The organism is Streptomyces sp. NPDC001407, from assembly GCF_042895325.1.
Classification (GTDB): Bacteria; Actinomycetota; Actinomycetes; order Streptomycetales; family Streptomycetaceae; genus Streptomyces.
This window is the reverse complement of record NZ_JBIAWF010000004.1, coordinates 337447-362030: the sequence shown is the minus strand read 5'-3', so window position 1 is coordinate 362030 and position 24584 is coordinate 337447. Positions and strand designations below refer to the sequence as shown.

The 24584-nt window shown below is 72.8% G+C and carries 25 protein-coding genes; 11 read left to right on the top strand and 14 right to left on the bottom strand.

The window, feature by feature from the left end; translation table 11 throughout:
* Positions 1-70 precede the first annotated feature (70 nt).
* On the top strand, positions 71-667 hold the full coding sequence (locus ACFY1P_RS09115; RefSeq protein WP_361528364.1) for a dihydrofolate reductase family protein: 597 nt from the start codon (positions 71-73) through the stop codon (positions 665-667).
* Between the two features lie 58 nt (positions 668-725).
* On the opposite strand, the gene cynR is transcribed toward ACFY1P_RS09115, so the two are convergent.
* On the bottom strand, positions 726-1628 hold the full coding sequence (cynR, locus tag ACFY1P_RS09110) for a transcriptional regulator CynR (protein WP_390750239.1): 903 nt from the start codon (positions 1626-1628) through the stop codon (positions 726-728).
* A 125-nt stretch (positions 1629-1753) separates the two neighbouring features.
* On the opposite strand from cynR, the gene ACFY1P_RS09105 reads away from it, so the two are divergent.
* The 3 genes from ACFY1P_RS09105 (at position 1754) to ACFY1P_RS09095 (ending at position 3524) form a co-directional block, all read left to right on the top strand.
* Complete coding sequence (locus tag ACFY1P_RS09105; RefSeq protein WP_390750238.1) at positions 1754-2359, top strand: carbonic anhydrase; 606 nt, start codon at positions 1754-1756, stop codon at positions 2357-2359.
* Between the two features lie 122 nt (positions 2360-2481).
* Positions 2482-2952 (top strand): cyanase, encoded by a 471-nt coding sequence (gene cynS / locus ACFY1P_RS09100; RefSeq protein WP_390750237.1) that lies wholly within the window; start codon positions 2482-2484, stop codon positions 2950-2952.
* A 74-nt stretch (positions 2953-3026) separates the two neighbouring features.
* On the top strand, positions 3027-3524 hold the full coding sequence (locus tag ACFY1P_RS09095) for a nucleoside deaminase (RefSeq protein WP_361528372.1): 498 nt from the start codon (positions 3027-3029) through the stop codon (positions 3522-3524).
* A gap of 39 nt (positions 3525-3563) precedes the next feature.
* On the opposite strand, the gene ACFY1P_RS09090 is transcribed toward ACFY1P_RS09095, so the two are convergent.
* The gene (locus ACFY1P_RS09090; protein ID WP_390750236.1) at positions 3564-3872 is read right to left on the bottom strand and encodes a gamma-glutamyltransferase; all 309 of its coding nucleotides are present in this window, start codon (positions 3870-3872) and stop codon (positions 3564-3566) included.
* Positions 3873-4294: 422 nt separating this feature from the next.
* On the opposite strand from ACFY1P_RS09090, the gene ACFY1P_RS09085 reads away from it, so the two are divergent.
* A complete protein-coding gene (locus ACFY1P_RS09085) occupies positions 4295-5377 on the top strand; it encodes a PP2C family protein-serine/threonine phosphatase (RefSeq protein WP_361532007.1) in 1083 nt (360 codons plus the stop codon).
* Between the two features lie 36 nt (positions 5378-5413).
* On the opposite strand, the gene ACFY1P_RS09080 is transcribed toward ACFY1P_RS09085, so the two are convergent.
* Positions 5414-5911 carry a hypothetical protein gene (locus ACFY1P_RS09080; RefSeq protein WP_361532010.1) on the bottom strand — a complete coding sequence of 166 codons (498 nt, stop codon included), beginning with the start codon at positions 5909-5911 and terminating at the stop codon, positions 5414-5416.
* 224 nt (positions 5912-6135) lie between these two features.
* Here ACFY1P_RS09080 and ACFY1P_RS09075 point away from each other — a divergent pair, with 224 nt between their 5' ends.
* Positions 6136-6624 carry a glutathione peroxidase gene (locus ACFY1P_RS09075; protein WP_390750235.1) on the top strand — a complete coding sequence of 163 codons (489 nt, stop codon included), beginning with the start codon at positions 6136-6138 and terminating at the stop codon, positions 6622-6624.
* 58 nt (positions 6625-6682) lie between these two features.
* Here ACFY1P_RS09075 and ACFY1P_RS09070 read toward each other — a convergent pair whose 3' ends face one another.
* Together ACFY1P_RS09070 and ACFY1P_RS09065 are read right to left on the bottom strand one after the other, a co-directional pair.
* Positions 6683-7927: a hypothetical protein gene (locus tag ACFY1P_RS09070; protein WP_390750234.1), complete on the bottom strand. Its 1245-nt coding sequence runs from the start codon at positions 7925-7927 to the stop codon at positions 6683-6685.
* A gap of 16 nt (positions 7928-7943) precedes the next feature.
* Positions 7944-8771, bottom strand: a complete 828-nt coding sequence (locus ACFY1P_RS09065; protein WP_390750233.1) for an alpha/beta fold hydrolase — start codon at positions 8769-8771, stop codon at positions 7944-7946.
* A gap of 214 nt (positions 8772-8985) precedes the next feature.
* On the opposite strand from ACFY1P_RS09065, the gene ACFY1P_RS09060 reads away from it, so the two are divergent.
* Positions 8986-9558, top strand: coding sequence for a hypothetical protein (locus tag ACFY1P_RS09060; protein ID WP_390750232.1), 573 nt, complete (start codon positions 8986-8988; stop codon positions 9556-9558).
* Here ACFY1P_RS09060 and ACFY1P_RS09055 read toward each other — a convergent pair.
* Positions 9551-10462: a LysR family transcriptional regulator gene (locus ACFY1P_RS09055; RefSeq protein ID WP_390750231.1), complete on the bottom strand. Its 912-nt coding sequence runs from the start codon at positions 10460-10462 to the stop codon at positions 9551-9553. The genes ACFY1P_RS09060 and ACFY1P_RS09055 overlap by 8 nt on opposite strands.
* A gap of 126 nt (positions 10463-10588) precedes the next feature.
* Between ACFY1P_RS09055 and ACFY1P_RS09050 the strand changes: the two genes are divergently transcribed.
* Positions 10589-10939, top strand: coding sequence for a DoxX family protein (locus tag ACFY1P_RS09050; protein WP_361532028.1), 351 nt, complete (start codon positions 10589-10591; stop codon positions 10937-10939).
* A gap of 87 nt (positions 10940-11026) precedes the next feature.
* A complete protein-coding gene (locus ACFY1P_RS09045; RefSeq protein ID WP_361532031.1) occupies positions 11027-11545 on the top strand; it encodes a DinB family protein in 519 nt (172 codons plus the stop codon).
* Here the strand turns inward: ACFY1P_RS09045 and ACFY1P_RS09040 are convergent.
* The 6 genes from ACFY1P_RS09040 to ACFY1P_RS09015 form a co-directional block, all read right to left on the bottom strand.
* Entirely contained in the window at positions 11539-12300 is a 762-nt protein-coding gene (locus tag ACFY1P_RS09040) for a DUF6182 family protein (RefSeq protein WP_390750230.1), read from the bottom strand. The genes ACFY1P_RS09045 and ACFY1P_RS09040 overlap by 7 nt on opposite strands.
* Entirely contained in the window at positions 12297-13403 is a 1107-nt protein-coding gene (locus ACFY1P_RS09035; RefSeq protein ID WP_361532049.1) for a hypothetical protein, read from the bottom strand. Before ACFY1P_RS09035 ends, ACFY1P_RS09040 begins: the two co-directional genes overlap by 4 nt.
* Positions 13404-13489: 86 nt before the next feature.
* Complete coding sequence (locus ACFY1P_RS09030; RefSeq protein WP_361532037.1) at positions 13490-14347, bottom strand: SAM-dependent methyltransferase; 858 nt, start codon at positions 14345-14347, stop codon at positions 13490-13492.
* A gap of 15 nt (positions 14348-14362) precedes the next feature.
* On the bottom strand, positions 14363-16045 hold the full coding sequence (locus ACFY1P_RS09025; protein WP_390750229.1) for a GH3 auxin-responsive promoter family protein: 1683 nt from the start codon (positions 16043-16045) through the stop codon (positions 14363-14365).
* Entirely contained in the window at positions 16042-16671 is a 630-nt protein-coding gene (locus tag ACFY1P_RS09020) for a hypothetical protein (RefSeq protein WP_390750228.1), read from the bottom strand. Before ACFY1P_RS09020 ends, ACFY1P_RS09025 begins: the two co-directional genes overlap by 4 nt.
* A 226-nt stretch (positions 16672-16897) precedes the next feature.
* The gene (locus ACFY1P_RS09015; RefSeq protein WP_390750227.1) at positions 16898-19729 is read right to left on the bottom strand and encodes an ATP-binding protein; all 2832 of its coding nucleotides are present in this window, start codon (positions 19727-19729) and stop codon (positions 16898-16900) included.
* Between the two features lie 653 nt (positions 19730-20382).
* Between ACFY1P_RS09015 and ACFY1P_RS09010 the strand changes: the two genes are divergently transcribed.
* Together ACFY1P_RS09010 and ACFY1P_RS09005 are read left to right on the top strand one after the other, a co-directional pair.
* A complete protein-coding gene (locus ACFY1P_RS09010; RefSeq protein ID WP_390750226.1) occupies positions 20383-20829 on the top strand; it encodes an NUDIX domain-containing protein in 447 nt (148 codons plus the stop codon).
* Positions 20830-20983: 154 nt separating this feature from the next.
* Entirely contained in the window at positions 20984-22603 is a 1620-nt protein-coding gene (locus tag ACFY1P_RS09005) for a purple acid phosphatase family protein (RefSeq protein WP_390750225.1), read from the top strand.
* Between the two features lie 84 nt (positions 22604-22687).
* Here the strand turns inward: ACFY1P_RS09005 and ACFY1P_RS09000 are convergent, their stop codons facing one another.
* Together ACFY1P_RS09000 and ACFY1P_RS08995 are read right to left on the bottom strand one after the other, a co-directional pair.
* On the bottom strand, positions 22688-23227 hold the full coding sequence (locus ACFY1P_RS09000) for a hypothetical protein (protein ID WP_361522906.1): 540 nt from the start codon (positions 23225-23227) through the stop codon (positions 22688-22690).
* Positions 23228-23360: 133 nt separating this feature from the next.
* Entirely contained in the window at positions 23361-24569 is a 1209-nt protein-coding gene (locus tag ACFY1P_RS08995; protein WP_361522909.1) for a GDSL-type esterase/lipase family protein, read from the bottom strand.
* Between the last annotated feature and the right edge of the window lie 15 nt (positions 24570-24584).

The window sequence follows — 24584 nt, the reverse complement described above, 5'->3', positions numbered from 1 at the left end:
GCGCGCTCCTCGCAGTGGTGTGAGAGCCTCCGGTGTCGTACACCCGGAGCGAGGGACAGGAGCGCGTCCTATGCGCGTCATCGTGAGTGAGTTCATGAGCCTGGACGGCGTCGTGCAGGCGCCGGGCGGGCCCGAGGAGGACACCGACGGAGGCTTCGCCCACGGCGGGTGGTCGCACCCGTTCTTCGATCCGGAGGTGGTGGGCGGCGCCTTCGCCGACGCGCTGACGAAGGCCGAGGCCCTGCTGTTCGGCCGCCGCACCTGGCAGACGATGGCAGCGGCGTGGCCCGAGCGGGCCGGGGACCCGTTCGCCGACCGGATGAACGCCCTGCCGAAGTACGTGGTCTCCAACACGCTGGGCGACGACGACCTGACGTGGGACAACAGCACGCGCATCCCGGGCGGGGAGGCCGTCGCCCGCGTGCGGGAACTGCGCGACGCCCCCGGCGGCGACCTGTTGGTCATGGGGAGCCCCACGCTCGTACGCGCGCTCCTGAGCGAGAGCCTGGTGGACGAGCTCCGCCTCGTGATCATGCCGGTGCTGCTCGGCGGCGGAAAGACGATCTTCCCCGAGGACGGCACGCTGCACACGCTGGAGCTGGTCTCCACGGCCGCCAGTGGCACGGGCACGCAGGTGTGCACCTACCGGCCGGTCGCCGAGCGGTAGGACGGCCCGCAGGACCGCCTCCCGCGCCCGGATGGCCGGACCTTCCCGCCGCCGGGGCTCAGGCCGGGGCGTAGCCGCGGGCGTGGACGAGCTGCTGGACGAGCTCGGTGAAGGCGCGCGCGGCGGCGCTCCGATAGGCGCTCTCACGCCGCAGGAGGGTGACGGTGCGGGCGGGCAGGGCCGGTTCGAGGGGGACGGGCCCGAGGTGCGGGTGGTCGTGCGTGACGGCGTCGGGCAGGACCGTGGCCAGCGAGGTGCGCTGGACGATTTCCGTGAGGGCCTGGACGGAGTTGGCCTCCACCGCGATGCGCGGCCGCACCTTGTGGGCGGTGAAGTAGGCGTCGATGTGGCCTCGAGTGGCGAAGTCCTCGCTCAGCAGGGCGAGTTGACGCCCAGCGAGGTCCCGGACGGGCAGCGGTTGTCCCTGGCCACCGGGCCGGTGGGCGCCGGTGACGAGGCCGAGGGTCTCGGTGTAGAGAGCGGCCGCCGTGATGCCGGGCAGGTGGGGGCCGTGGAAGGCGATACCGAGGTCCAGTTCGTCGGCCAGCAGGCCGGTCTCGATGCGGTCCTGGGTCATCTCCTGGACGTCCAGGGTGATGCCGGGGTGCCGGGTGTGGAGCTCGGCGGTGAGGGGGCCGACGAGGTAGGCGGTGAAGGTCGGGGTGAGCGCCAGGCGCAGGTGGCCGCGGGAGAGGTCGGCGACGTCCAGGACGGCGCGTTCGGCCGCCGCGAGGTCGCGCAGGGCGCGGCGGGCGTAGTGGACGTAGGTCTCGCCGGCGTCGGTGAGCCGTACGGTCCGCCCGGTGCGGTCCAGGAGCTGCGCGCCGACCGTGCGTTCCAGCTGCTTGATCTGCTGGGAGAGGGTGGGCTGGGAGATGTGCAGCTCTTCGGCGGCGCGGGTGAAGTTGGCGTGTTCGGCGACGGCGAGCAGATAGCGCAGGTGACGCAGTTCCAGGGCCATGCCCACAACTATAGATGTCATCGATAGAAGTCATGGGTAATAGCTCTTGGACGCTATAGGTGCAGGTCGTGCATGGTGGATCTCGTCGGCCCCACGGGGGCAGGCAGCCACCGAAGGGAGTGACCATGCAAGACCTCACCGAGGGCGTCGCGCGTTTCCAGCGGGATGTCTTCCCGGCCAAGGCGGAGCTCTTCGCCCACCTGGCCGCGCATCACGCGCCGCACACGCTGTTCATCGGCTGCTCGGACGCCCGGGTCGTGCCGGAGCTGATCACACAGGGCGAGCCGGGTGAGCTCTTCGTCATCCGCACCGCGGGCAATCTCGTCCCGGCCTACACTCCCGCCGCCAACGGGGTGACGGCGAGCATCGAGTACGCCGTGGCCGTGCTGGGCGTGCGCGACATCGTGGTGTGCGGGCACTCCGCCTGCGGCGCGATGACCGCCCTGGCCGAGGAACACGATCTGAGCGGCGCGCCGATGGTCGCCGGCTGGCTGCGGCACGCGGACGCCGCCCTGGCCCGCACCGCCGGCATGGCGGCGGGTCCGGCGAAGGTACGGGCCCTGGTGCGCCAGAACGTGCACGCGCAGCTGGCGAACCTGGCCACTCACCCCTGCGTCGCCCGGGCCCTGGCCGAGAAGAAGGTGACGCTGCACGGCTGGGTCTTCGACATCCCCACCGGACGCGTCGAAGCGCTCGACATCACCGGCGCGGGCACCGCCCTCGCCGCCTGAGCGAGTCCGGCCCGCCCCCGGCCCCGAGTGCCCGCAGCGCGACGCCCGGGACCACCACCCCCTAGAACCTGCCGTTCCGCTTTCCCGCGCGAACCGGCATCCCCAGAAAAAGGAGCCCTCTCATGGTGCACGCCCAGTTCGACCCCACCGCCCGCGAGACCCTGGCCAACGCCGCCGTCGAGGCCAAGACCCGCAAGAACCTGTCCTGGCAGCAGATCGCCGACGCCTCCGGCCTGTCGGTCGCCTTCACCACCGCCGCCGTCCTCGGCCAGCACCCCCTGCCGGAGACGTCCGCCAAGGCCGTCGCCGAGCTCCTCGGCCTGGACGACGACGCCGCGATGCTGCTCCAGACGATCCCGGCCCGCGGCTCGATCCCCGGCGGCATCCCCACCGACCCGACCATCTACCGCTTCTACGAGATGCTCCAGGTCTACGGCACCACCCTCAAGGCCCTGGTCCACGAGGAGTTCGGTGACGGCATCATCTCCGCGATCAACTTCAAGCTCGATGTGAAGAAGGTCGCCGACCCCGAGGGCGGCGAGCGCGCCGTCATCACCCTGGACGGCAAGTACCTGCCGACCAAGCCCTTCTGATCCAGCAGGGGCGGGGCCGTACCGGCCCCGCCCTTTCAGCCGTCTTTCCCTCTTCACCCAGCCCGGAGGAACCCATGGACTTCGCGCAGCGCACCATCGACATCGCCCGGCAGAACGTCGCCGAGGGCGGCCGGCCGTTCGCGACCGTCATCGTCAAGGACGGCGCGATCCTGGCCGAGAGCCCCAACCTGGTGGCCCAGACCTGTGACCCCACCGCCCACGCCGAGATCCTCGCCATCCGCGAGGCATGCGTGAAGCTGGGCACCGAGCACCTGACCGGCACCACCATCTACGTCCTCGCCCACCCCTGCCCCATGTGCCTGGGCTCGCTCTACTACTGCTCCCCCGACGAGGTCGTCTTCCTCACCACCCGCGACGCCTACGAGCCCCACTACGTCGACGACCGCAAATACTTCGAACTCGACACCTTCTACGGCGAGTTCGCCAAGGACTACACGGAGCGCCGCCTGCCCATGCGGTACGAGGCGCGCGACGCGGCGGTCGACGTCTACAAGGCATGGCAGCAGCGCAACGGCGGCGAACGCCGCGTGGCCGGAGCACCCACCGCCTGACGGCCGGCCTCTCACCGCCCTTGTCCGCGCCGCGACGGTTCAGCCACCTATGGCCGCGCCGTCGCGGCGCGGGTCCGCCGCACCGCGCAGGTGCCCGCCGGGGGTCACCTCGACCAGGGCCGCGCCGCTGCGCAAGGGGACCGCGACGGCGCACGGGTGGCCGAGCGCGGTGTGGAGACAGCCCTGCCGGGCCCAGGTGACCTGCGAGCCGCCGCCCAGACCGGAGGACTGGGGCTCCACCACCGCGAGGACCGCCTGCACGGCGACGGCCGCGTCGGCGGCGCCGCCGCCGTCACGGAGCACGGCGCAGCCAGCCGCGGCGGCCGCCGGATCGGCGGCCACCACCATGAACCGCTCCCCGCGCGCCGACCTGCCGGACCCCGGCCCGCACCCCGGCCGTGCTGTCGCGGTGGACGGGGACACGGCCACCCCGGGGCGGCCGTGGGTCGCCGGCGAGGCGAACAGCGGGAACACGAGCGTGCCGGCGGCGAGGGCGGCGCGAGCGTGCGGCGAGGAGCGATCACCTCTGGTGGATACCCGGCTCGGCCCATGGTGGTGCGTGCCGGGGCGGAGGGGCCCACGCCCGGGACCCCGTCGGGCCCACGGCCCGGGGGCCGGGTGGACCGGGCGCCCGGCGGGCCAGGCGCCGCCTACCCGTACGGCCGCGCCACGACTGGCAGGCGTAATCCGGCCCGAGGATGCTTGAGCGTGTTGCGGCACGAGAGAGCGGGAGCGGGCACGTGAGGGCACCGGGTGCGAGGCGCGCTGGCGTGGGGCGCTGGTGCCTGCGCCACCTCCAGCTCCTGCCCGTCCTCCTGCTCGTCATGGGCGCGCTCCTCGACTACAACACCTCCCCGCACTTCAGCGCCGAGGCGTTCTACACCGCCGCGCCGATGACCGCCGCCGCGCTGCTGTCACTGCGCGCGACGGTCCTGGCGGGCATCGGTGCCTGCGCCGCCGACTTCGCGCTGCTCACCCACTTCGGGTTCATCGGGGATTCCGGCGGGCGCAGCGAGCTCGCGGCGGTCGCGACCGTCTCGGTCTTCGCCGTCGTCGTCAACCGCCTCATGTACTTCAGCGACGTCCGGCTGCAATCGGCGCGCAAGGTCGCCCTCGCCGTGCAGCGCGCCGTGCTGCCCGAGCCGCCGGCGGCGATCGGGCGGCTGCGCATCGCCGTGCGCTACCAGTCGGCGGTGAAGGGCGCCCAGATCGGCGGTGATCTGTACGGCGTGCAGGACACCCCGTACGGCGTGCGCTGCCTGGTCGGTGACGTGCGGGGCAAGGGGATGGAGGCCGTCAAGGCCGTGGACGTGGCGCTGGGCGTGTTCCGGGAGGCCGCCGACGAGGAACCCACCCTCGTCAAGATCGCCGCCAGGCTGGAGCGGGCGCTGAGCCGCGAGGCGCGGCGGCGGCAGGGACCCGAACAGACCGAAGGGTTCGTCACCGGTGTGCTCGCCGAGATCCCGCACGCCGGGGACGAGCTGCGGCTGGTCAACCGCGGCCATCCGGCGCCCCTGCTCCTGCACGGCGGCGAGGTGCGCAGCGTGGAGCCGTCCGTACCGGCCCTCCCACTGGCGCTGGGCGAACTCGGCCTCGACGAGGACCGGACCGACACGCTCCCCTTCCCGCCGGGCACGACGCTCCTCCTCTACACCGACGGCCTCACCGAGGCCCGCGACCGCGCCGGGACCTTCTACGACCCCGGCGCCCGCCTCCCCGGCCGCACGTTCCCCGGCCCGGACGCGCTCCTGGACGCCCTGCTCACCGACGTCCGCCGGCACACCGGCGGCCGCATCAGCGACGACATGGCTCTGCTGGCGGTGACCCGGGACGGGGCCGGCGAGAGGCCCTGACAGTGGCGGGCCGTACGGCGCAGCACGGCTGAGAAGTCACTCCGCGGCGCGCTGCTCCGGCTCCTCCCCCGTCGGCGTGTCGATGACCGGTACCGGTTCGAGGCCGATCTTTTCCGCTATCCGTGTCAGGAGCGCGTCCTGCGCGGCGAGGTGGCCCTGGAGGTGTGCCATCTCGTGGAGGGTCGCGCTCGCGTCGCGGAAGGTCGCTTCGGAGCGCTTGTCCGACGCCGCGGCCTGGACGTTCTGGCCCACCATGATGACGGACAGCAGCACGAGCTGGAGGAACGTCTGCGCCACCCAGGAGACCATGGCCGCCGCGCCCGCGTCGATCGCGTCCGGCAGGCTGATCAGGTCGAAGAGGGCGAAGGCATAGGCGCACCACATGCTGCCGACCGCCCGGGTGACGACGATCGCGACCTTCGTGTTGAACCGCGTGACCGCGCTGCCGCGCGGGTGCTGGTCGGTGACCTTCACCGGCCCTTGGGCGTCGCGCGCGGCGATGTGGGGGTGGGGCATGTGCTGATAGATCGTCATGACACGGCTTCCTGTCGAGGGGCGGCTGCGGCGGGCCGCACGGCCGGAAGCCGGCCGGCGGAAGTCCGTCCGCGCCCGGCCGCGTCTCCCTGCTCTGCCCGCGATTCGGTTCTACCCTGCAACGCCTTTTCCTCGCGCCCGGGTTCGGACACGTCTGCGCAAGGTTCCCGGACGGCACCACCGGTGGTACCGGCCACGGGCGGGGACAACTAACATCCGGACACATGTCCATTCACGAAGTAGAGATCGACGCGCTCCAGGGCGGCTCCGCGGACCTGGGGCAGTACCGGGGCAAGGCCGTGCTCGTCGTCAACGTGGCCTCCAAGTGTGGCCTGACTCCTCAGTACGCCGCTCTGGAGCGGCTGCACGCGCGGTACACCGCTCGGGGTTTCACCGTCCTCGGCGTCCCGTGCAACCAGTTCATGGGCCAGGAGCCCGGGACGTCCGAGGAGATCGCCGAGTTCTGCTCGGCGACGTACGGGGTGACCTTCCCGATGACCGAGAAGGTCGAGGTCAACGGGGCCGGCCGGCACGCGCTGTACGAGGGGCTCGTCTCCGCCCCGGACGCCGGAGGCCACACCGGCGACATCCGCTGGAACTTCGAGAAGTTCCTCGTCGCCCCCGACGGCACCGTGGCGGCACGTTTCGCCCCGCAGACCGAGCCGGACGCCGCCGAGGTCGTGGCGGCCGTCGAGAGCAACCTGCCCGCCTGAGCGCCGGGCGCCTGGCGCCGGAACCGCGCACCGTACGGATGCGGTGCGCGGTTCCGGCTCACCCGGGCCGGCGGTGACCGAGGATCCTCGCCAGCACCGAGGGGAGCGGCTCTCCGCCCAGTACGTCCCGCAGTTCCCCGACACCTTGCGAGCGCTGCGCCGGGGTGAGGGCGATGTAGTGCTCGATGCGTTCGTTGAACGTCCGGCGGAATCGCGCGTAGAGGTCGTCGTCCCGGCGGATGCGGCCCGCGAGCCCGACGAGGGCGGTGGTCCCGGCGTAGTCGTCCTCGGGTATCCGGTGGCCGGGCAGGACGTCCGCGAACCGCGCGGCGTCCCGGCCGAAGCGGGTGCCGTCGAGCCGCCGCACGGTGAAGACGTGCGCGTAGTGCTGTTCGTGGAGCGCCAAGGGCAGCTGCCCGAGAGCCAGTGACTCGTGCAGGGCCGTCAGGCCGGGGGCGAGGAAGTAGTCGGGGGTGCTCGCCACGTGCGGCAGCAGTTCCCGCTGGGGCAGGAAGCGGCAGTCGGCCCGCCGTCCCGCGGCCGAGACGGTCCGCTCCCGGTGCTCGCCGAAGGGGCCGCCGCAGACCAGGACGCGCCGGAAGCGGGCCCAGTCCCGCAGCAGATCGGGAAGCCACCGGTGGAGCAGCCGGACGTAGTCGTCGTTGACGTCGAAGTCCAGCAGGAAGTTCTTGAATCCGCCGACGTTGACCAGCAGATCCCATGCGGGTTCCGCGTCGCCCGGTGCCTGCCGCAGACCTTCGGCGTCGACGACCGGGCCGGTCAGGTGCATCGTGCGATCCGGACCGGGACCGGCGAGCTCGGCCATGCGCCGGGGGACGCCCGGGAAGTTCTGCACCACGCTGTGGGTGGCGAGCAGATGGGCCGCGATGACGTGCTCGTGCGGTGACAGACCGCCCAGGTGCTGCGCGGCGTCCGCGTAGGAGGAGCGGGGCAGGCTCGCGCACAGTTCGCGGATCCCGGCGAGCGGGCGGCCGGTCTGCCAGAAGCTCAGCAGGCTGTCCACCAGGATCACCGGGCGGCACGCCACGGCGGCCCGTACGACCAGGGCGGCGTCCATCACGGAGACCACCTGGTCACTGGCCTTCAGCAGGTCGTCGATCAGCTCGGAGCCGGCCCCGGTCGCCCCGTCGGCCTCCCGGATCTCGTCGAAGGCGTCCGCGTTGCGCCGGGCGAACACGGCCGCCACGCCATCGCCCACGAACACCCGCTCGTGACCGGAGAGCAGCCGCGAGACCGCGACGAGTTCGGAAACCGGGCCGAAGCCACAGTTCTGAGCCCCCATCAGGATCCGCACGGCTTCAGCCCCGTGGCTGTGCTGAGGTCCGGTCCGCCACGGCGGTGAGCACGCCGGCGAGCCGTTGGGCGAACTCGGCCGGGTGTTTCGCGTAGCCCGCGTGGCCGCCGGGGAACTCCACGAGCGCGCGGCCGAGCCGGGCGGCGAGGACCTCCGCCGGGCGGTGGATGACATGCGTACGTGAGTCGTGGCCGCCCGCCATCACGATCCGGTCCGCGGCGCGGGCGAGCGCGGTGAGGTCGGGAAGGAAGCGCGTCGTCGGACGGACCACATGGGCCAGGAAGAACGCGCTGTTGTCGTGCACATCGGGCAGCGCCGGCGCGGGGCGGCCGCCGAATACGGCCGCGAGCTCGCGCAGTGCCGGGGCTGCGCCCTCGCGGCGGAACACCTCGTGGACGTGGTCGAAGAACGCCAAGTGCCGCTCGGCGTCCGGCAGCAGCGCCATCGCGGGCGGCTCGTGCGCGACCACAGACCGGATCCGGCGCCGCGGGCGCGTGGCCAGTTCAAGCGCGACCAGCGCTCCCGAACAGCTGCCGAACACCTCCACCGGCTCGTCCGCCGCGGCGATGTGGTCCAGCAGCCGGCAGGCGTCGTCGGTGTGCGTCTCGATGCGCTGGTCCGCCGGCGGACCGTCGAGCGCGCTGCGGGAATTGCCGCGCGGATCGTAGGTGACGACGCGGCGGTCCGCGGCGAGGACGGCGGCCAGGCGCTCGAAGACGGCCGCGTCGGAGCCGCCGCCCGCGATGAGGAGCAGGAGGGGCCCCGAGCCGCGCACCTCGAAGTGCAGCCTCGCGCCGGGTACTTCCAGCGTGCCGAACTCCAGGCCGTCCATCACACTCCAGGGTCGGAACCGGCGCGACCCTGAAGGGCCACGCCCAGGCTACCCACGGCGGAGGCCGCGGAGAACGGGCCGCCGGGGGCGCTTAGGTGTCGTCGTACGCCCTCGGTGAGACCGTCCGTCCCGGCTCACTCCCACGCGCCCGTCTCACCGGTGCGCCGGCAGGGCATCGCATACCTCACGTCACTCACCGCGGAGGAGGCCACACATGGCCCTCAACAGATCATGGATGCGCTCGGCGGCACTGGCCGCGGCCGTCACCGCACTGGTCTCGACCGCACCGGGCCCGGCATCCGCCCACGAACACCCGGACGGGCCGTTGCACTGCCAGGGCACCGAGTCCGTCGACTACAGCCCGGGAGTCACCCTCACGCCCCGGGGCATCTCCGTCACGACCCGCGGGCGGTTCACCGAGTGCGCCGGCGGTGCGGACGAGGTGACGAGCGGGTCCTACGGGGAGCACTTCACCGTCTCCGATGCCGACTGCGCCCTCCTTCTCGAGGGATTCCACACCCAGCGCACCTTCACGTGGAACGCGAAGGACACGAAGGGCACGAAGGACACCAAGAACGCCAAGGGCACCAGCGTCGCCGACATCAGCGGCAACAGCACCGTCGTGGCCGGCCAGGTCGTCACCACGATCACGGGCACGGTCACCGAGGGCCGCTACCGGGGCCGCAGCGTGAAACAGGTCATCATCCTTCCGCAAACGGGGGTGTTGGAATGCCTCACCACCGGCTTGACGAGTGCGAGCGGCGTGACGACGCTCGACATCACCTGACGCCGCCCGTGCCTCGGCGCACGCCGTCCAGGCAGCAGTGGACGAAGTCCTGGACGACGGGGTCGGTGTCGTCGGCGGGGGCCCAGGCGACGCCGGCGCGGGTGGGGCTGACGCCGGTGACGGGCCGGTAGGTGATGCCGGGGCGGGCGTAGTAGCGGGCGGCGGATTCGGGGGCGAGGGCGATGCCGTAGCCGTTGGCGATCGCGCTGAGCCAGTCGTCGGGCCGGTCGGTCACGGCGCCGACGCGGACCGGCCGGCCGTCGCGTTCGCCGGAGGCCAGCCAGTGGTCCCGCCACGGGCCCGATTCGGCCGGGGCCGCCACGAACGGCTCGTCCCAGAGGTCGCGGAAGGGGATCAGCTCGCGGGCGGCGAGAGGGTGGGCCGAGGGAAGCGCGACCCAGCGGGGCTCGGCGAAGAGCTCGGTGACCCGCAGGGCGTCCTGGCCGGGGAAGGGCAGCCGCAGCAGGGCGACGTCCGCGTCCGCGTCGGCCAGTCCCGCGGTCGGGTCCGACCAGGCGGCCTGCCGCATGTCCACCCGCCAGCCCGGCCGGCGGCGGGCGAACTCCGCGACGATGTGCTGCGTCGCCTCGTTGGCGGCGCTGGCCAGGAAGCCGACCCGCAGGACGCGGGCCGCCCGGCCGGCCGCGCTCTTCGTCTCCCGCGCCGCGCGGTCCCAGCCGGCCAGGAGCGCGGGTGCCCGCTCCGCCAGCGCCCGGCCCGGACCGGTGAGCGTCATGCCGGCCCGGGACCGTGTGAACAGCCGCACCCCGAGCCCGGTCTCCAGTCGCCGGATCTGTTTGGTGAGCGCCGGCTGGGAGACGAAGAGCCGTTCCGCGGCGCGGGTCAGGCTGCCTTCGTCGGCCACGGCGACGAAGTACCGCAACAACCGGGTGTCCACATCCATGCCGTCAGGTTATGGAAGCGGGTATTGGACCCCGGCGCGGGGCCGGGGAAGGCTGGTCACAGCGCGCAGGCAACAAGCTCGCCGACGCGCGCGCACCGAAAGGACGCGTACCGAAAGGAAAGGCGCATGTTCCTCGCCTACGTGACCATCACCCTGGTGGCCGTCGTGGCCAACGCCGGGATCGCCGTCGCGGACTTCTCGCGGGCCGGGTTCGTCCTCGCCAACTCCGCCGAGGTGGACGTCCCGCCGTCCTGGCTGCCGTGGCTGGCCACACTCAAGGCCGCCGGAGCCGCCGGGCTCCTGCTCGGGCTCCTGGGCGTCAGGGCCGTCGGAGTCGCGGCCGCGGTAGGACTCGTCCTGTTCTTCGCGGGAGCCGTCGCGGCACACATCCGCGCCCGCGTCTACCGCAACATCGGCTTCCCCGGCGCGTACTTGGGGCTGGCCGCCGCGTCTCTCGTCCTCGCCGTCGCCCGATAGCCCTCCGGGCACGGGAAATCCCTCCGGGCAGAGGAAGCAGAGGAAATGGAGGAGCGCCGGGAGCATGGCGGGCCGTACCGTCCTCGCATGACCTCTCCTTCACGCATCCGCCCTCCCTATGACGCCGACGAACGCACCCAGTTGCTCACCTGGCTCCAGATGCAGCGGGCCATCGTCCAGTGGAAGTGCGAGGGGCTGTCCGCCGCGGACGCCCACCGGGCCCTGATCCCGACCTCCCCGCTGATGACGGTCGCGGGTCTCGTCTCGCACATGCGGTGGGTCGAGCACTGCTGGTTCGAGGTGATGCTCATGGGGCGTCCCCCGACGTCGAATCCTCTCTTCGACAAGGAGACCGAGGACGCCGAGATGCGCGTCGAGGGCGTGCCGTTGGAGCGGTTGCTCGAGGAATACCGGACACAGTGCGCCGTCTCGGACGAGATCATCGCGGCGCACGGGCTGGACGACACCGGGCGGCAGAAGGACTTCCGGGCCGGGGCCGCGACCCTGCGCTGGATGCTGATGCACATGATCGAGGAGACCGCGCGGCACGCCGGGCACCTGGACATCGTCCGGGAACTGCTCGACGGCGGGAAGGGCTACTACTGAGCCCGGCCGGGATCACCCTCCCCGGTCAGGGCCGCGTAGGCCTGGAGTTCGTCCGGGCGGTGGCTGTCGGTGTCGACGCGCAGGGCGGCGAAGGGCCCGGGGAGCCCCGCGAGACGGGGCACGGAGCGCAGCGTCAGCCGGTCGCCGGGGGCGATCAGTCCGTCCATCACCGCCTCCGCCAGCAGGTGGTTGAGCTGGACGAGCAGCCGGGCGACGGAGACGGAGGCCGTGGCCACGTACAGCTCGCGGTGGACCGGCGGGCGGCCGCTCGGGCCGTCCGCCGGTGGTATCTCCACCGTCGTCGGCCGCCAGGAGCCGACCGCGCGGGGGCCGTCGAAGGCCTTGAGCAGTCTGCGCAGCGCCGTCGTGCTGCCCTCGGGGGCGGGGCCGAGCCAGGCCGCCGAGCCGTCCGGGGCGATGTGGTCGAAGGCGAACCGTTCCCGCAGGTTGTCGGGGCGGCCGGACAGGAAGACGGTCCGGGTGAAGGCGTGCTGCCAGGGCTCGCGTCGTTCCGGCGGTACGGACAGGGCGAACCGGCAGGTCTCGCGCACCCAGTGGGGCAGGTCGAAGCGGCTGACGACGCAGACGGCCAGGGCCGCGTCCAAGCGGCCGGGTGCGTCGTGACCGGCGATCTCGGCCTTCGCGGCCCGCAGGCCCGCCGGGGTGGAGAGGTCCACGCGCGCGGAGATCTCCGGGCGGGCGGCCCGGACGCGCCTGGCGGCCTCGGTGAGCAGGAGTTCGGGCGAGAGGGTCATAGGAACACCGTGGCGAGGAGCTCGCGGTCGGGGGCGGGGCGTCGCTTCCCGAGCAGGGACGAGGTCAGCCGGTAGGGGTCGATGTAGGTGTGCTCGCGCCGGTGCCTGCCCAGGGCGGCGAGCATCGCGTCGTGGCCCGCGGCCGGTGCGGTGGCCGAGCTGTCGAGCAGCCGCTCGGCGCGGGTGAGGCACTGGCGGAGCAGGTCGTGGCGGAAGGACTGCTGCTGTCCGGGGCCGAGGGTGGCGATGAAGTACAGGCGCATCCCCAGCCGGCACACCTCGGGCGCGTGGTCGGCGTCCAGTGAGCTCAGCAGGGCGCCCACGGTGTGGCTGTGCCAGCCGCCGTGCCGGGCGGAGAGGATCTTTCCGTCGATGGGCACGCGGCCGATCGGCACCCGGCGTACGGCCGGTCCCGCCTGGCGCAGCACGCGTTCCAGCAGCTGGTAGTCGGGGTCGAGTTCGTTGTCGTAGACGAAGACGACCTCGTCGTAGCGGGGAGCGAGCGGCAACAGCTCGCGCAGGGCGCAGGCGAGGTAGTTGGGGCGGCCGTCGGAGGAGACGATCTGCCGCAGTGGCAGGCCGTGGCGGGTCGCGTCGAGGTAGACGGGGCCGCCGAGGTCGCGCTGGTCCAGGCCCATGCCCGAGGCGACCAAGTGCTCGATCATCTCCTCCAGCGCGAGGCCGGGCGGCTGGTGTTCCCGCAGTCCCGGGTCGTGCAGGCCCAGCCGGGCGTAGTGCCCGGCCCACAGGCCGAGGACCCGGGCGGCGGCCGGGTGCACCCAGCCGCCGTTCTCGACGGCCTCCGCGTAGGGCCGCAGCGCGGCGGCCGCCGGGCGGCGGCCCTCGGCGCGGTAGCCGACGTAGAGCTCGCCGATCTCCTCCTCCGTGAGGGCGGAGTAGTCGGCGTCACCGTGGGTGCGGTCGAGGTATTCCCAGAAGCCCAGCGTCTGCTCGGTGGGGTGATAGGTGGTGTGGCTGTACCGGTAGGTGACGTCGGCGAGGTGTGCCGTGGCCCGGTAGATCACGTCCGACCAGAACAGTCCCTTGAGATGGCTGGGGGTGAGCGGCTTGGAGGGGGTGATGGTGATCGGCGCCACCAGCACCCGCGGCCGGGCCGCGGCCGCGCTCCCCGGCCGGCCGGTGTCCCCGGCCGGTGTGCGCGTGTTCGTCAGGGCGGCGGTGGGCACGGTCAACGGCGCTGTCCGTGGACGAAGAACACCCGGCGTACGTCCTTGACGTGCCGCTCGGGCACCGGGTCCGGCCACCGGCCGTACGACGCCTCCGGCTCACCGGGCTGCACCGCCGTGACGTCGTAGCCGTGGCGGGCGAAGAGCGCCTCGGGCTCGTCGGAGCCGGACACCCAGGGGCAGCCCCAGCGTGCGAAGACGTCCAGCAGGCCCTTCATCTGGGGAAGGGTGAGGGCCGCCTCGTTGACCATGTCGGCGGCGATGCGGCTGCCGGGGGCGGAGAGGGCGGCGACGCGTGCCAGCAGTCGCTCGATCTCCGCGTCGGTGAGGTAGTAGAGCAGCCCTTCGAGCAGCCAGACGGAGGGCAGGGCGGGGTCGTACCCGGCGGCGAGGAGGCTGTCCTCCCAGGTGTCGTCGGTGAGGTCGACGGCGACGGCGCGGTGGTCGACGCGCGGCTCGGCCTCCCCCAGCCGGTCCTCCTTGAAGGCGAGCACGGCCGGCCGGTCGAGCTCGAAGTAGCGTATGTGCGCGGGCCAGTCCAGACGGTACGCCCGGGAGTCCATCCCGGCCGGGGCCAGGACGATCTGGGTCATCCGCTCGTCCGCAGCGGCCTGCTGGAGGTAGTCGTCCAGGAACCGGGTGCGGATCGCGTTGTAGTCCGGGGTGCTGGGCAGGGTCTTGGGCCTGTCGGGCGGGAACGTCGCCGCGCGGACCTCGGCGAGCAGTTCGGGCCCCGTCTCGCCGACGAGCAGCGCGGCGTAGGGGTCGTCGTAGAGGCGGTCCTCGCGGGCCGACTCGGCGGCGCGCAGGGCGGCGGTGAGAAGAGCGGTCCGCTCGACGGGGTTCAGGGTCTCGGTCATGTCGTGGGTCTTTCGTCAGGCCGGTGTCGTACGGGTCAGGCGCTGCCACAGGCTCTCGTCCTGCCGGAACAGCCGGTCCTTGACCTGGGTGGGGCGGATGCCGCTGCCCACCGCCTCGTGCCAGTCGCGGAGGAAGGTGTCGGGGTCGAGCAGCCGGAGCGCCGGGGCGGTGAGGCGGCCGTCGGCGCGTGCCGCCGCGTACTCCGCCGACTCCGCCGCCAGGGCCGCATCCAGCCGGCCGGTGAAGCGCTCGCACTCGGCCGGGTGCCAGGGGCCGCGGGGTGCCACGGCGAAGGTGTAGTGCTGTGCCGTCCCGGCGGTGGGCTCCACCCGGCAGGCGACGTTGCGCAGTTGGAGGCCGGCGGAGGCCAGCGTGCCGCGCAGTGCCCGGATGACCTGGGCCTCGCGCAGTCGCTCGCCGACCGCGTCGGAGCGGGTGTTGCGGCCCGCGTACTCGACGCGGGGCACGCCGTCGACGTGGTCGAGGACGCGGACGACGTCGCCGACCGCGTAGCGGTAGAGCCCTCCGACGTGGCTGAAGACGACGTGGTAGTCGCGGCCGGCCTCGAGCTCGTGGGGCAGCAGGGTGGCGGTGTCCGGGGTGAGGTCGTCATCGGCGGGTACGAACTCGTACACCGCGGCGGAGGCCACCAGGCCGCCCGCGGAGGGGTGGCGGTCCAGGGCCACTCCGACGGGTCCCTCGGACGCGGCCACGGGAGCGGGCAGCGCGCTGACGCCGACGCCGAACTCCTCCCGCAGCGCGGGCATGTACAGCGAGGCGACGCCGGTGGTCCAGCAGAACAGCGCGCGGACGTTCGGCCACACGTGGGCGGGGCGCACGGTGCCGAAGTAGTCGGCCAGCCCTTCGAGCTGGGCGGCGCGCGCCGGGTCGGGGGCGCCGTACGGCACGCCGCCCAGGGTGCCGTCGCGCACCTCCTTGACGATGCGGGGCCACCACAGGTTCAGCTGGTACGGAACGGCGGCGACCATCGCCGGGTTGATGCCGATCAGGCAGCGCACGTCGCTCTGCACCGCGAGCCGCAGGCGGAGGTACATCTTCTCCAGGTGGTCGCCGGGGGCGACGTCGACCGGGAGGGTCGCCCAGGGCGCCCTGGTGCCGAGTTCGGCGGAGAGCGGCTCACCGAACTTCTCCCCGAAGTCGACCTGGCTGGCGCCCACGTGGGGGCGGCCGTTGGCGGTCGTGGGAGGGGCGGACAGCGGGTCGTGCTTGAGGTTGAGCACCGCGTCCGGCCGGTCGAGGATCTCGGGGTAGGTCTCCACCAGCGGCGCCCAGGCCGCGTAGTAGAAGGGGAAGAACGTCGTCTCCATGAAGCGCTGGGTGACGGGGATCTTCTTGTGGGCGCCGGTGCTGCCGCTGCTGGTGAAGTAGACGACCGGCGGGTCGGCCGAGAGCAGGTTCCGCTCCCCCGCGGCCATCCGCTCGATCAGCGGGGCGTGGGCCGCGTAGTCCTGTACGGGAACGGCCGCGCGGAAGTCGTCGATCGTGCGTATGCGGTCGAAGCCGTGCTGCTTCCCGAATTCGGTGCCGGCGTTGAAGCGCAGGAGGTCGGCCAGGACGGCCTGTTGCGCTCCCGCCAGGTCGGCCTGCGCCTCGACGAGCCGCTCGCGCTCGGCGAGGACCCGCGCGCGGTAGCGGTCGCCGTGCCCGGGGTCTCCCCAGACGGTGTTCGCGTTCACGGGGCGAGCACCTCCAGCACCGCGTCCGCGGTCCGTGCCGCGCTGGGCTGCTCCTTGATCACTGTCACCGGCAATTCCCGTACCTCTTCCAGCATCATTTTCCGAAGGCTCTTCTGGTAGTTCTCGAAGCCGAACCACTCGGGCCGGTTTCCGAAATGCTCCAGGGGGTTGAGCCGCGCCCCGTTCCCGCTGCGCCGCCACGCGGATTCGGGTGAGACGTCGAGATAGACCACGCGGTCCGGTTGCGGGAAGGAACGCCACCAGGAATACATGGGGCTTTCCTCGATCCCGGCGAGCCGGCACTTCGCGAGAATCTTGTAGTAGTAGGAGTCGACCAGGGCGGGAACTCCCGGCTCCTGGGCCTCGATCCGGTCCTTGAGATGCACGACCGCGGTCTGGAGCAGGCTCGCCAGGAAGTCCACGGAGTACGCGTCGCCGAGGGCGGGGAGCACGTCCTCGACCACGTTGCGGCGCAGCTGGGTCACGAGGGCGTGTTCGGGGCCGACGAATTCGCTGTCCGTCGACAGGGTCCGCCAGGTGGGCAGCCTTTCCGAGAGCTCCGCCATGACCGAGGACTTTCCGGCCCCGTCGGGTCCCAGCAGCACGGAGAACTGAAGATTGCTCATTCCGCTTTTCTCTCCCGCCGACTCATGGGGTCACCGACGCCCGGTCCGTTCCGGCCGGTGCGATCGGGGCCGGACTTGTTGATCACAGCCTGCACGGGGCCGGGGCACCTCGTATCGTGGGAGCCCCCCGAGAACGACCACGAGATTTTCCCGATCCGGTCGCGGCGGTGGGGCCGGGGCCCCTCCGCAGGGCGCGGTTCCGGCGCGCACCGGGCCGTGACCGGTGTCAGCCGGCGCGCTCGGACGCCGGGGCCGCGAGTGTCTGGTGCAACTCCCCGCGCCCGCTGATGCCGAGCTTGCGGTAGACCGCGCTGAGGTGGGTCTCGACGGTGCGGGTGGTCAGGTGCAGCCGCTCGGCGATCGCCCGGTTCGTCTCACCGGCGGCCGCGCGGTCCGCCACGCGCCGCTCGCCCTCGGTCAGCGCGGTCGTCCCCGTCGCGCGCCGCGTCCTCGGCCGCGCGCCCGCCGCGCGCAGGCCGCGGCGCGCGGCGCCGGCGACGCCGAGCGCACCGCACCGTTCCGCTTCCACGAGGCAGTCGGTGAAGGTGACTCTCGCCGCGGCGAGCCGGCCGTGCCGCGTCTGCGCGGCGCCCAGGCCCAGCAGGGCGTTGGCGAGTTCCAGCCGGGCGGGTGAGGGCTTGAGCACCTCGACGGCCTCGTGCAGCAGCTCCATGCCCCGGCCGCCTCCCGTGCTCGCGCCCAGGGCGTGCAGTGCCGTGCCCAGCGCCCGTGCGGTTCCCCAGCGTCCGGCGTGTTCCCGGGCCTCTTCGGCGAGTTCCAGTGCCGCGCGGTGTTCGCCCAGCTCCGCGTGGACGTGCGCGGCCACGGTCCGCCACGGCAGGATCACCGGGTTCTCGAAGCCGGCGGCCGCGAGCCAGCGCCCGGCCGAGAGCATCAGGTCGAGGCCGTCCCGGGTGTTGCCCTGCGCGACCTGGGCGCGGGCGCACTGGAAGCGGACGTAGGACGAGAGGTAGTCGGCCTCCCGGGGCGCCGTGGCGATCAGCTCGGCGGCCATCCGGACCGCGGCCTCGGTGTCACCGCGTTCGTTGAGCACGGTCAGCTGCACCGCCATCGGCGCCGCCCGCAAGGCTCCCCACTGGCCCGGGGGCAGCTGGGCGGAGAGCTCTTCCCAGGACCGTGTCGCGTCGTCGAGCCGGCCGGCCAGCAGGGTGATCACCGAGCGCGTGTCGACCAGGTCCGCCGGTCCGGGGAGCGCGTGCGTGCGCTGCGCTTCGCGGAACGCGGCGTCGCAGTGGCGGCCGGCCGCGTCCAGCCGGTCGGTCACGGCGAGCGCGAAGACGGCACCTTGGCCCAGGTGACCGGCCAGCTCCTCCGGGGTCTGCGGCAGGGCCCGCTGCGCGAGTGCGGCCACGTGGTCGGCCGGGAATCCGGACAGGGCCGCCGCGAGCGCACACGGGGCGAGCACGGACCGCTCACCCGGTGTGCGCCCGGACAACTCCTGTGTCATGCGGTCCAGTTCCTCGCGGGGTATGTTCTTCGTGCCGCTGAGGAGCACGTTGCCTATCCTGAGCCCTTGCAGGCGCAGCGAGATCTCGCGGTCCGCGGGCGTCAGCTCGTCGGCCAGCCGGTCGAGCAGGGGGACGACCTCGCCGCCGCGGCCCACGCGCGTCAGGACCGCGCACAGGACGCCGGCGACGGTGGCCTTGCTGGAGGGTTCGGTCACGTCGTCTATGACGCGGGTGAGTTGCCGTACGGCCGCCGCGGGGCGCAGGTGGGACTCCGCCAGGCCGAGCCGCATCCGCACCGTGGTGCGTTCTTCCGGGGAGAGCGGCTCGGCGAGGGCGCGGCGCAGACAGCGTGCCGCGCTCTCGGGCGCGCCCTGCCGGGCAGCCTGGTCGGCGGCGGCGATGAGGGTGCGCGCGACCCAGGGGTCGGTGGAGGGTTCGGTTTGGACCAGGTGGGCGCACACCTCCTCCAGGGAGGCACCGTCGTCGAAGAGCAGGCGGGCGGCCTCGGCGTGCCGCTCCGCCCGCCGCGGGCCGCCGAGATCGCGGCCGAGCGCCTCCCGTACGAGTGGGTGGGTCCACCGCAGCTCCCGGGAGGGGGCCAGCAGACCGAGGCCGCGGAGCTGTCCCTCGGCGAGGTAGCCCTGCGCGTCGTCGAGCCCGGCGAGCCGCGCCGGGGTGCCTGCGTCGTCGCTCTCGCCCAGCAGGGCCAGGGCCACGGCGAATTCGCGGGTGCGCGCTCCCAGGCCCGCCAGCCAGTCGGCGAGGAACTCGGCGTAGAGGAAGGTCGTGCGCTTGGGCAGCTCGCCGGAGGAGAGGGCCGCGGCCTCGGCGCGGCCGCTCTCCAAGGCCATGACCAGGGCGCGGAGCAGCAGCGGGTTGCCGCCGGTGAGCCGGTGGCAGGACCGCGCCAGTTCCGGGGCCGGCTCGTGGGCCCCCATGTGTGCCCATGCGTGAGCGAGGAGGTCCGCTACACCCTTCTCGGTGAGTGGTTCCGGCCGGAGTGTGCGGCAGTTGGCCGCGAGGGAGAGGGGCGTGAGCGTGTCGCTCGTCCCGTCGCCGCGGCGGGTGAGCACGACGAGCACGCGCGACCGGGTCAGCTTGCGGATCAGGTAGTGGATCCAGCGCAGGGAGAGGTCGTCGGCCAGCTGTGCGTCGTCGACGACGAGGACCACGGGCGTCACGGCGGCGATCCGGAGGGTGAGCCAATGGAAGCCGTGCAGGACGGGCAGCGGGTCGTCGTCGTGGGCGGGGGCCGCGCCGGTGTGCGGCACGGTGGACAGCACGCGCCGCGCCGGTTCCGCGGGTCCGGCGAAAGCTTTCTCCGCACGCTCGGGCGCCCAGTCGGCGACCACCGGCTCGAAGAGCTGGCGCACCACACCGAACGGAACTCCCCGTTCCATATCGTCGCAGCGAGCGTGCAGCACCAGGGCGCCGTCCCGCCCGGCCCTGCGGGCGAACTCCTCGACCAGGCTCGTCCTTCCCATCCCCGCCGCACCCTCGACGAGCACGACCCGCGGCTGCCCCCCGGCAGCCAGCCGCGCCTCGCGCTCCAGTACGGCCATCTCGTCTTCCCGCTCGAACAGGTCCACGCGTTCCCCTCCCGGACGGCCGCGTCCCCCGACCCCGGCCCGTCCAAGATCATAGTGTTTGGGTCCGACTACACCCTCGAAGATGTCCGGCTTGTACGCGTTGGCCGGGATCCGTGACCGCGGCCGCGCCCACAAAGATGATCTTGCAGGCGTGAGGGTTGCCCGGGGCACGGAATGCCCCCCCACCGCCGGCACCGACCCAACTCCTGCCACACATCGACCGCTTCACGACCCGCACCCGGCAGGCCCGCGCCTTCCGATCCGTCCGCAAATCCGCCGTCCGGCCAGAGCCGCACCCATCGGTGCGGGCGCGGGACCCGATCGTTCCCGGCCGCAACGCAAGTCCCGGATCGAGTGAGCGACCACGCCGGAGTGAATCGCACAAGCACCTGGACGCGCCTTCGCCGTGCGACTGCGGGCCGATTGACATCATCTCGAACTTCCGCGCGACGAAGCGCCCTCCGGAGGCCGTGACGCCCCCGATCGGGGGTCGTTTTCCCGATCACTCGTCCGATCCGCAGTCAACGAGGAGGCGCAGTGCTTCACCGCCAGGACTCCCTCTCGCCCACCACGGGGGTGCGTTTGAGATTCGAACACGACAGCAGGCGGCCGCTCGCCCGGGGTCGCTCCGCGACCGCTGCCGGGAGGCCGGCATGAGCCCGCTGCCGCAACTCCGGTGCGTGATCGACGTCATGGTCCTGCTGCACAGGGACGACGGGCGGGTGCTCCTGCTGCGCCGGCCCGGTGGCTCCCTCACGGAGGGCCTGCTGGCGCCGCCCGGCGGGCACGTCGGGCGCGGCGAGACGTTCGCCGACGGCGCGTTGCGCGAGGTCCGCGCGGAGGTCGGCGTGGCCGTCGACCCGCTGGACCTGGAGTTCTGCCATCTCGTCCACCACCGGGACCCCCACGGGGAGGACCGGGTCGGCATCGCCTTCACCACGCAGCGGTGGTCGGGGGAACCACGCGGCGGGGAGCCGCGGAAGCGCTCCGCGCTGGTGTGGGCCGACCCGGCCCGCCCGCCGGCGGACTGCGCGCCCCACAGCGCCGCCGTCCTGCGCCAGTTCGCCCGTGGGGCGCTGATCTCGACCGACGGCCTGTGACCGGCGCCCCGGCGGGAGGCTCCCCGCCCTTCCGCGCTTCCCGCCGGGGCGGGCACCATCGCCCGGAGCGCCGTGGCTTCGGTCGTACGAGCCTCGGTGTTGATCACTTACAGTGCTCTGGATCATCAACTCCCCACACCGAAAAGGTCGTTTCATGGCGATCACGCGCAGATCCGTACTCAAGGGCTCATCGGCCGCGGCGGCTGTCCCGTTCGTCGGAACCACCGGGGAGGCTGCCGCCGCCGCGGAGCCCGCGCAGCCGTCCGCGGGGCCGCTGTTGCAGTCCAGGCCGCACCGGGTGGGGGCGCCCGGTGTGCTGGGCGTGCACCTGCAGTTCGGCACGGACCCCTCGTCCGCGATGACCGTCTCCTGGATCACCCCGCAGTCGGTGCGGCGCCCGCAGGTGCGGCTGGGCTCGCCCGACGGCGGGCACGGGCGGGTGATCGACGCCGAGACGAGGACGTACCGTGACGGCCTGTCGAAGGAGGAGGTGTACGTCCACCACGCCCGGATCACCGGCCTCCGCCCCGCGACCACGTATCTCTACACGGCCGGGCACGACGGCGCGCACCCGGAGACCGGCTCGTTCACCACCGCGCCGCGCGGCCGCAGCGCGTTCACCTTCACCAGCTTCGGCGACCAGGCGACGCCCAACCTGCGGCGGGTGATCCACCTCCCGGACGGCGTCCCCTCCCCCGTCAACCGCTTCCCCCTGCACACCAGCAGCCAGGTGGGCTCACCCGCGTCCGCCGACATCGTCTCCGCCGTGGAGCGGGTCGGCCCGCTGTTCAACCTGGTCAACGGCGACCTCTGCTACGCGGCGATCGCCGGTGCGTGGGGCACGAGCCGGGTGGCGACCTGGGCGGACTGGTTCATCAACAACAGCCGCTCCACTCGGCTGCGCCCCTGGATGCCGTGCGCGGGCAACCACGAGAACGAGAAGGACAACGGCCCCATCGGCGCGGCCGGTTACCAGGCGTACTTCGCGCTGCCGGAGTCGGCCGCTTCCTCGGACGAGGAGACCCGCGGCATGTGGTACGCCTTCACCGTCGGCGCCGTGCGCTTCATCAGCCTCGCCAACGACGACGTGGCGCTCCAGGACGGCGGGGACACGTACATCCACGGCTACTCGGGAGGCGCCCAGCGGCGTTGGCTGGAGCGCGAGTTGAAGGCGGCCCGGTCGGACCGGGGCATCGACTGGATCGTGGTGTGCATGCACCAGCCGATGATCTCCAGCACCAGGTCGGCGGGCAGCGACCTGGGCATCCGGGAGGCGTGGGGGCCGCTCTTCGACCAGTACGGCGTCGACCTGGTGGTCTGCGGCCACGAGCACCACTACGAGCGGTCGCACCCGCTGCGCGGCACGCTCCCCAACGACACGCGCACCCCGGTCCCGGTCTCCACCCGCACCGATGTGATCGACACCGGCAAGGGCACCGTCCACATGGTCATCGGCGCGGGCGGGAACATCGCCACCACGCAGGACGACATGTTCGACACACCGCAGGCCCGGGTCCTCATGGGCCTGAGCGACAAAAGGACTTCCTCGGGCCACAAGGAACCCGTGTGGGTCACCGAGGACGCCCCCTGGGCCGCCGTGCGGGACCACACGTACACCCACGGTTTCGCCGCGTTCGACGTCGACCCCGGCGACCGCAAGAGCGGGCGCACCAGCATGCGGGTCACGTACTACACCTTCGACGGGCCGCACGGCGATCTGACACCGGTGGACACCTTCACCCTGGAACGCCCGCGCACCGACGCCCGCTCCTGAGCGGGGCGCGGTCCGGCCGCCGTACCGTGCCGACCGGTACGGCGACCCCCGGACCGCGTCACCGGGGACGGGCCGCCCGGTCGGTCACAGCCAGCTGACGCGGGCACTGCTGACCGGCTCGTCACCCGGCGCCACGGCGAGCTCTCCCGCCCACACACCGTCGAGCAGGCGCCGGACGGCGTCGACGATCTGCGGTACGGCCGCGTGGAGCTCGGCCGGGTCCGTCGGCGCGATCTCGTCCGGGGACAGCCCGATCTCCTCCAGCAGGGCGGTGACATCGGAGAGCTTGCCGGTCAGCCACCGCAGGGGGTCGGCGGACAGCTCCTTGACGAAGACCCTCCGACCGGGGTTCCAGCCCTGGAAGTTCGGGTGGTGGTGCGTGCGGTCGAAGCTTCCGGGGGCGGAGTCGACCGACTCCAGCAGGTCGACGCGCCAGAGCGGCCGGTCGATCGTGACGGGCCGGGCGGAGTAGATGCTCCCCTTCAGCTCGCCGCGTTCGAGGATCCGGAGCTCCAGACGGACCCCTCGTTCGGGGCTGTCCTGTCCTGGCTCCGGATCGGGATCGACGAAATAGAGGTCGCTCACCACGACACCGATCTGTCCGAAGCCGAATGCGTACAACACGGCGACACCATCCTGGAGGTCGGTTGCGTCCTGTCACACGGCTCCAGGATGCCCGGGGCGGGGGCCGCCGAGAAGGACGCCGCCGGGTTCGCGGCAGGGTTCCGCTTCGGCGGTTCCGCTTCGGCGGGTCCGCTCACTCGCCCCGGGCGGCGAACGCGCCGCCGCCGCCGAAGGCCCGCTCGGCGAAGCGCTCGCCGATGCGGCGGTGGCCGGCGGCGTCCGGGTGGAGCTCGTCGGGCAGCGGCAGTTCGGCGTGGTCGGCCTCGCCGTAGAGTTCACGGCCGTCGAGGTAGTGCAGGTTCGGGTCGTCGGCCGCGCGCTCGGCGGTGATGCGGGAGAGCTCGGCGCGGATGACTCCGAGCGTCAGCCGCGAGCGGTCCGCCGGGTCGCCCATGGCCCGGAACCGCATCCGGGTGCCGTCGAAGTCCGGCGCGAGAGGACCCGGGGTGTCCTCCTGGACGGGGCACAGGAGGGGGGACACGACGAGCAGAGGCGCGGTGGGGTGCCCCTCGCGGATGGTGTCGAGGAAGCCGTGGACCGCCGGGGCGAAGGCGCGCAGGCGCATCAGGTCGGTGTTGACGAGGTTGATGCCGATCTTGACGCTGATCAGGTCCGCGGGGGTGTCGCGCATGGCGCGCGCGGTGAACGGGTCGAGCAGCGCATTGCCGCTCAGGCCCAGGTTGACCAGCTCCACGCCACCCAGGGAAGCGGCCAGCGCCGGCCAGATCCCGGTCGGGCTCTCGGCACTGGAGCCGTGGCTGATCGAACTGCCGTGGTGCAGCCACACCCTGCGGCCGCGGTCCGGTGCGTCCTCGACGGGGGCGTCGGTCCGCAGCGCGATCAGCTCGGTCCGCTCGGCATGCGGCAGCCAGATCTCGACGTCCTTCATGTCGGCGGCCAGTCCGGCGAAGTGGACGGTGCACGGCGGACCGGGCCGGGTGACCGCGGCCCCGGTGCCCATGTCGATGGTGTGGACGTTGCCGCCGGCCGCCCGGGCCCGACCGGCAAGACGGCCGTCGACGAGCAGGTCGTAGACACCCTCGGGGCGCGGCGGGGCGCCCTGGTACACCACCTTGGTGGGCAGGACGTCCAGCTCGACGACGGTGGCCCGGGTGCGGAAGGCCAGCCGCACGCCGGAGGGCTGCGCCTCGACCATGGCGAGCGGCCCCTCGGGGAACTGCTTCCGGGCCCGGGCGGGCAGCCGGTGCGGCAGCAGGCCGTGCGCCGTGCGTTCCACTTCGAGGGCACCGCGCAGCATGCGCGCCTCGACGGGCGTGGTGATCCGATCGGGTGCGTCGGCGGGCGTACGGAGGCCGGGGACGTCGTTGAGCCGGGAGTTCATGACCACACCCTGTCA

Bases quoted from the DNA above. Each gene is read 5' to 3' on its own strand.
- ACFY1P_RS09115 (WP_361528364.1), top strand. From the start codon at position 71: ATGCGCGTCATCGTGAGTGAGTTCATGAGCCTGGACGGCGTCGTGCAG.
- cynR (WP_390750239.1), bottom strand. From the start codon at position 1,628: ATGGCCCTGGAACTGCGTCACCTGCGCTATCTGCTCGCCGTCGCCGAA.
- ACFY1P_RS09105 (WP_390750238.1), top strand. From the start codon at position 1,754: ATGCAAGACCTCACCGAGGGCGTCGCGCGTTTCCAGCGGGATGTCTTC.
- cynS (WP_390750237.1), top strand. From the start codon at position 2,482: ATGGTGCACGCCCAGTTCGACCCCACCGCCCGCGAGACCCTGGCCAAC.
- ACFY1P_RS09095 (WP_361528372.1), top strand. From the start codon at position 3,027: ATGGACTTCGCGCAGCGCACCATCGACATCGCCCGGCAGAACGTCGCC.
- ACFY1P_RS09090 (WP_390750236.1), bottom strand. From the start codon at position 3,872: ATGGTGGTGGCCGCCGATCCGGCGGCCGCCGCGGCTGGCTGCGCCGTG.
- ACFY1P_RS09080 (WP_361532010.1), bottom strand. From the start codon at position 5,911: ATGACGATCTATCAGCACATGCCCCACCCCCACATCGCCGCGCGCGAC.
- ACFY1P_RS09075 (WP_390750235.1), top strand. From the start codon at position 6,136: ATGTCCATTCACGAAGTAGAGATCGACGCGCTCCAGGGCGGCTCCGCG.
- ACFY1P_RS09070 (WP_390750234.1), bottom strand. From the start codon at position 7,927: ATGGGGGCTCAGAACTGTGGCTTCGGCCCGGTTTCCGAACTCGTCGCG.
- ACFY1P_RS09065 (WP_390750233.1), bottom strand. From the start codon at position 8,771: ATGGACGGCCTGGAGTTCGGCACGCTGGAAGTACCCGGCGCGAGGCTG.
- ACFY1P_RS09060 (WP_390750232.1), top strand. From the start codon at position 8,986: ATGGCCCTCAACAGATCATGGATGCGCTCGGCGGCACTGGCCGCGGCC.
- ACFY1P_RS09055 (WP_390750231.1), bottom strand. From the start codon at position 10,462: ATGGATGTGGACACCCGGTTGTTGCGGTACTTCGTCGCCGTGGCCGAC.
- ACFY1P_RS09050 (WP_361532028.1), top strand. From the start codon at position 10,589: ATGTTCCTCGCCTACGTGACCATCACCCTGGTGGCCGTCGTGGCCAAC.
- ACFY1P_RS09045 (WP_361532031.1), top strand. From the start codon at position 11,027: ATGACCTCTCCTTCACGCATCCGCCCTCCCTATGACGCCGACGAACGC.
- ACFY1P_RS09040 (WP_390750230.1), bottom strand. From the start codon at position 12,300: ATGACCCTCTCGCCCGAACTCCTGCTCACCGAGGCCGCCAGGCGCGTC.
- ACFY1P_RS09030 (WP_361532037.1), bottom strand. From the start codon at position 14,347: ATGACCGAGACCCTGAACCCCGTCGAGCGGACCGCTCTTCTCACCGCC.
- ACFY1P_RS09020 (WP_390750228.1), bottom strand. From the start codon at position 16,671: ATGAGCAATCTTCAGTTCTCCGTGCTGCTGGGACCCGACGGGGCCGGA.
- ACFY1P_RS09010 (WP_390750226.1), top strand. From the start codon at position 20,383: ATGAGCCCGCTGCCGCAACTCCGGTGCGTGATCGACGTCATGGTCCTG.
- ACFY1P_RS09005 (WP_390750225.1), top strand. From the start codon at position 20,984: ATGGCGATCACGCGCAGATCCGTACTCAAGGGCTCATCGGCCGCGGCG.
- ACFY1P_RS08995 (WP_361522909.1), bottom strand. From the start codon at position 24,569: ATGAACTCCCGGCTCAACGACGTCCCCGGCCTCCGTACGCCCGCCGAC.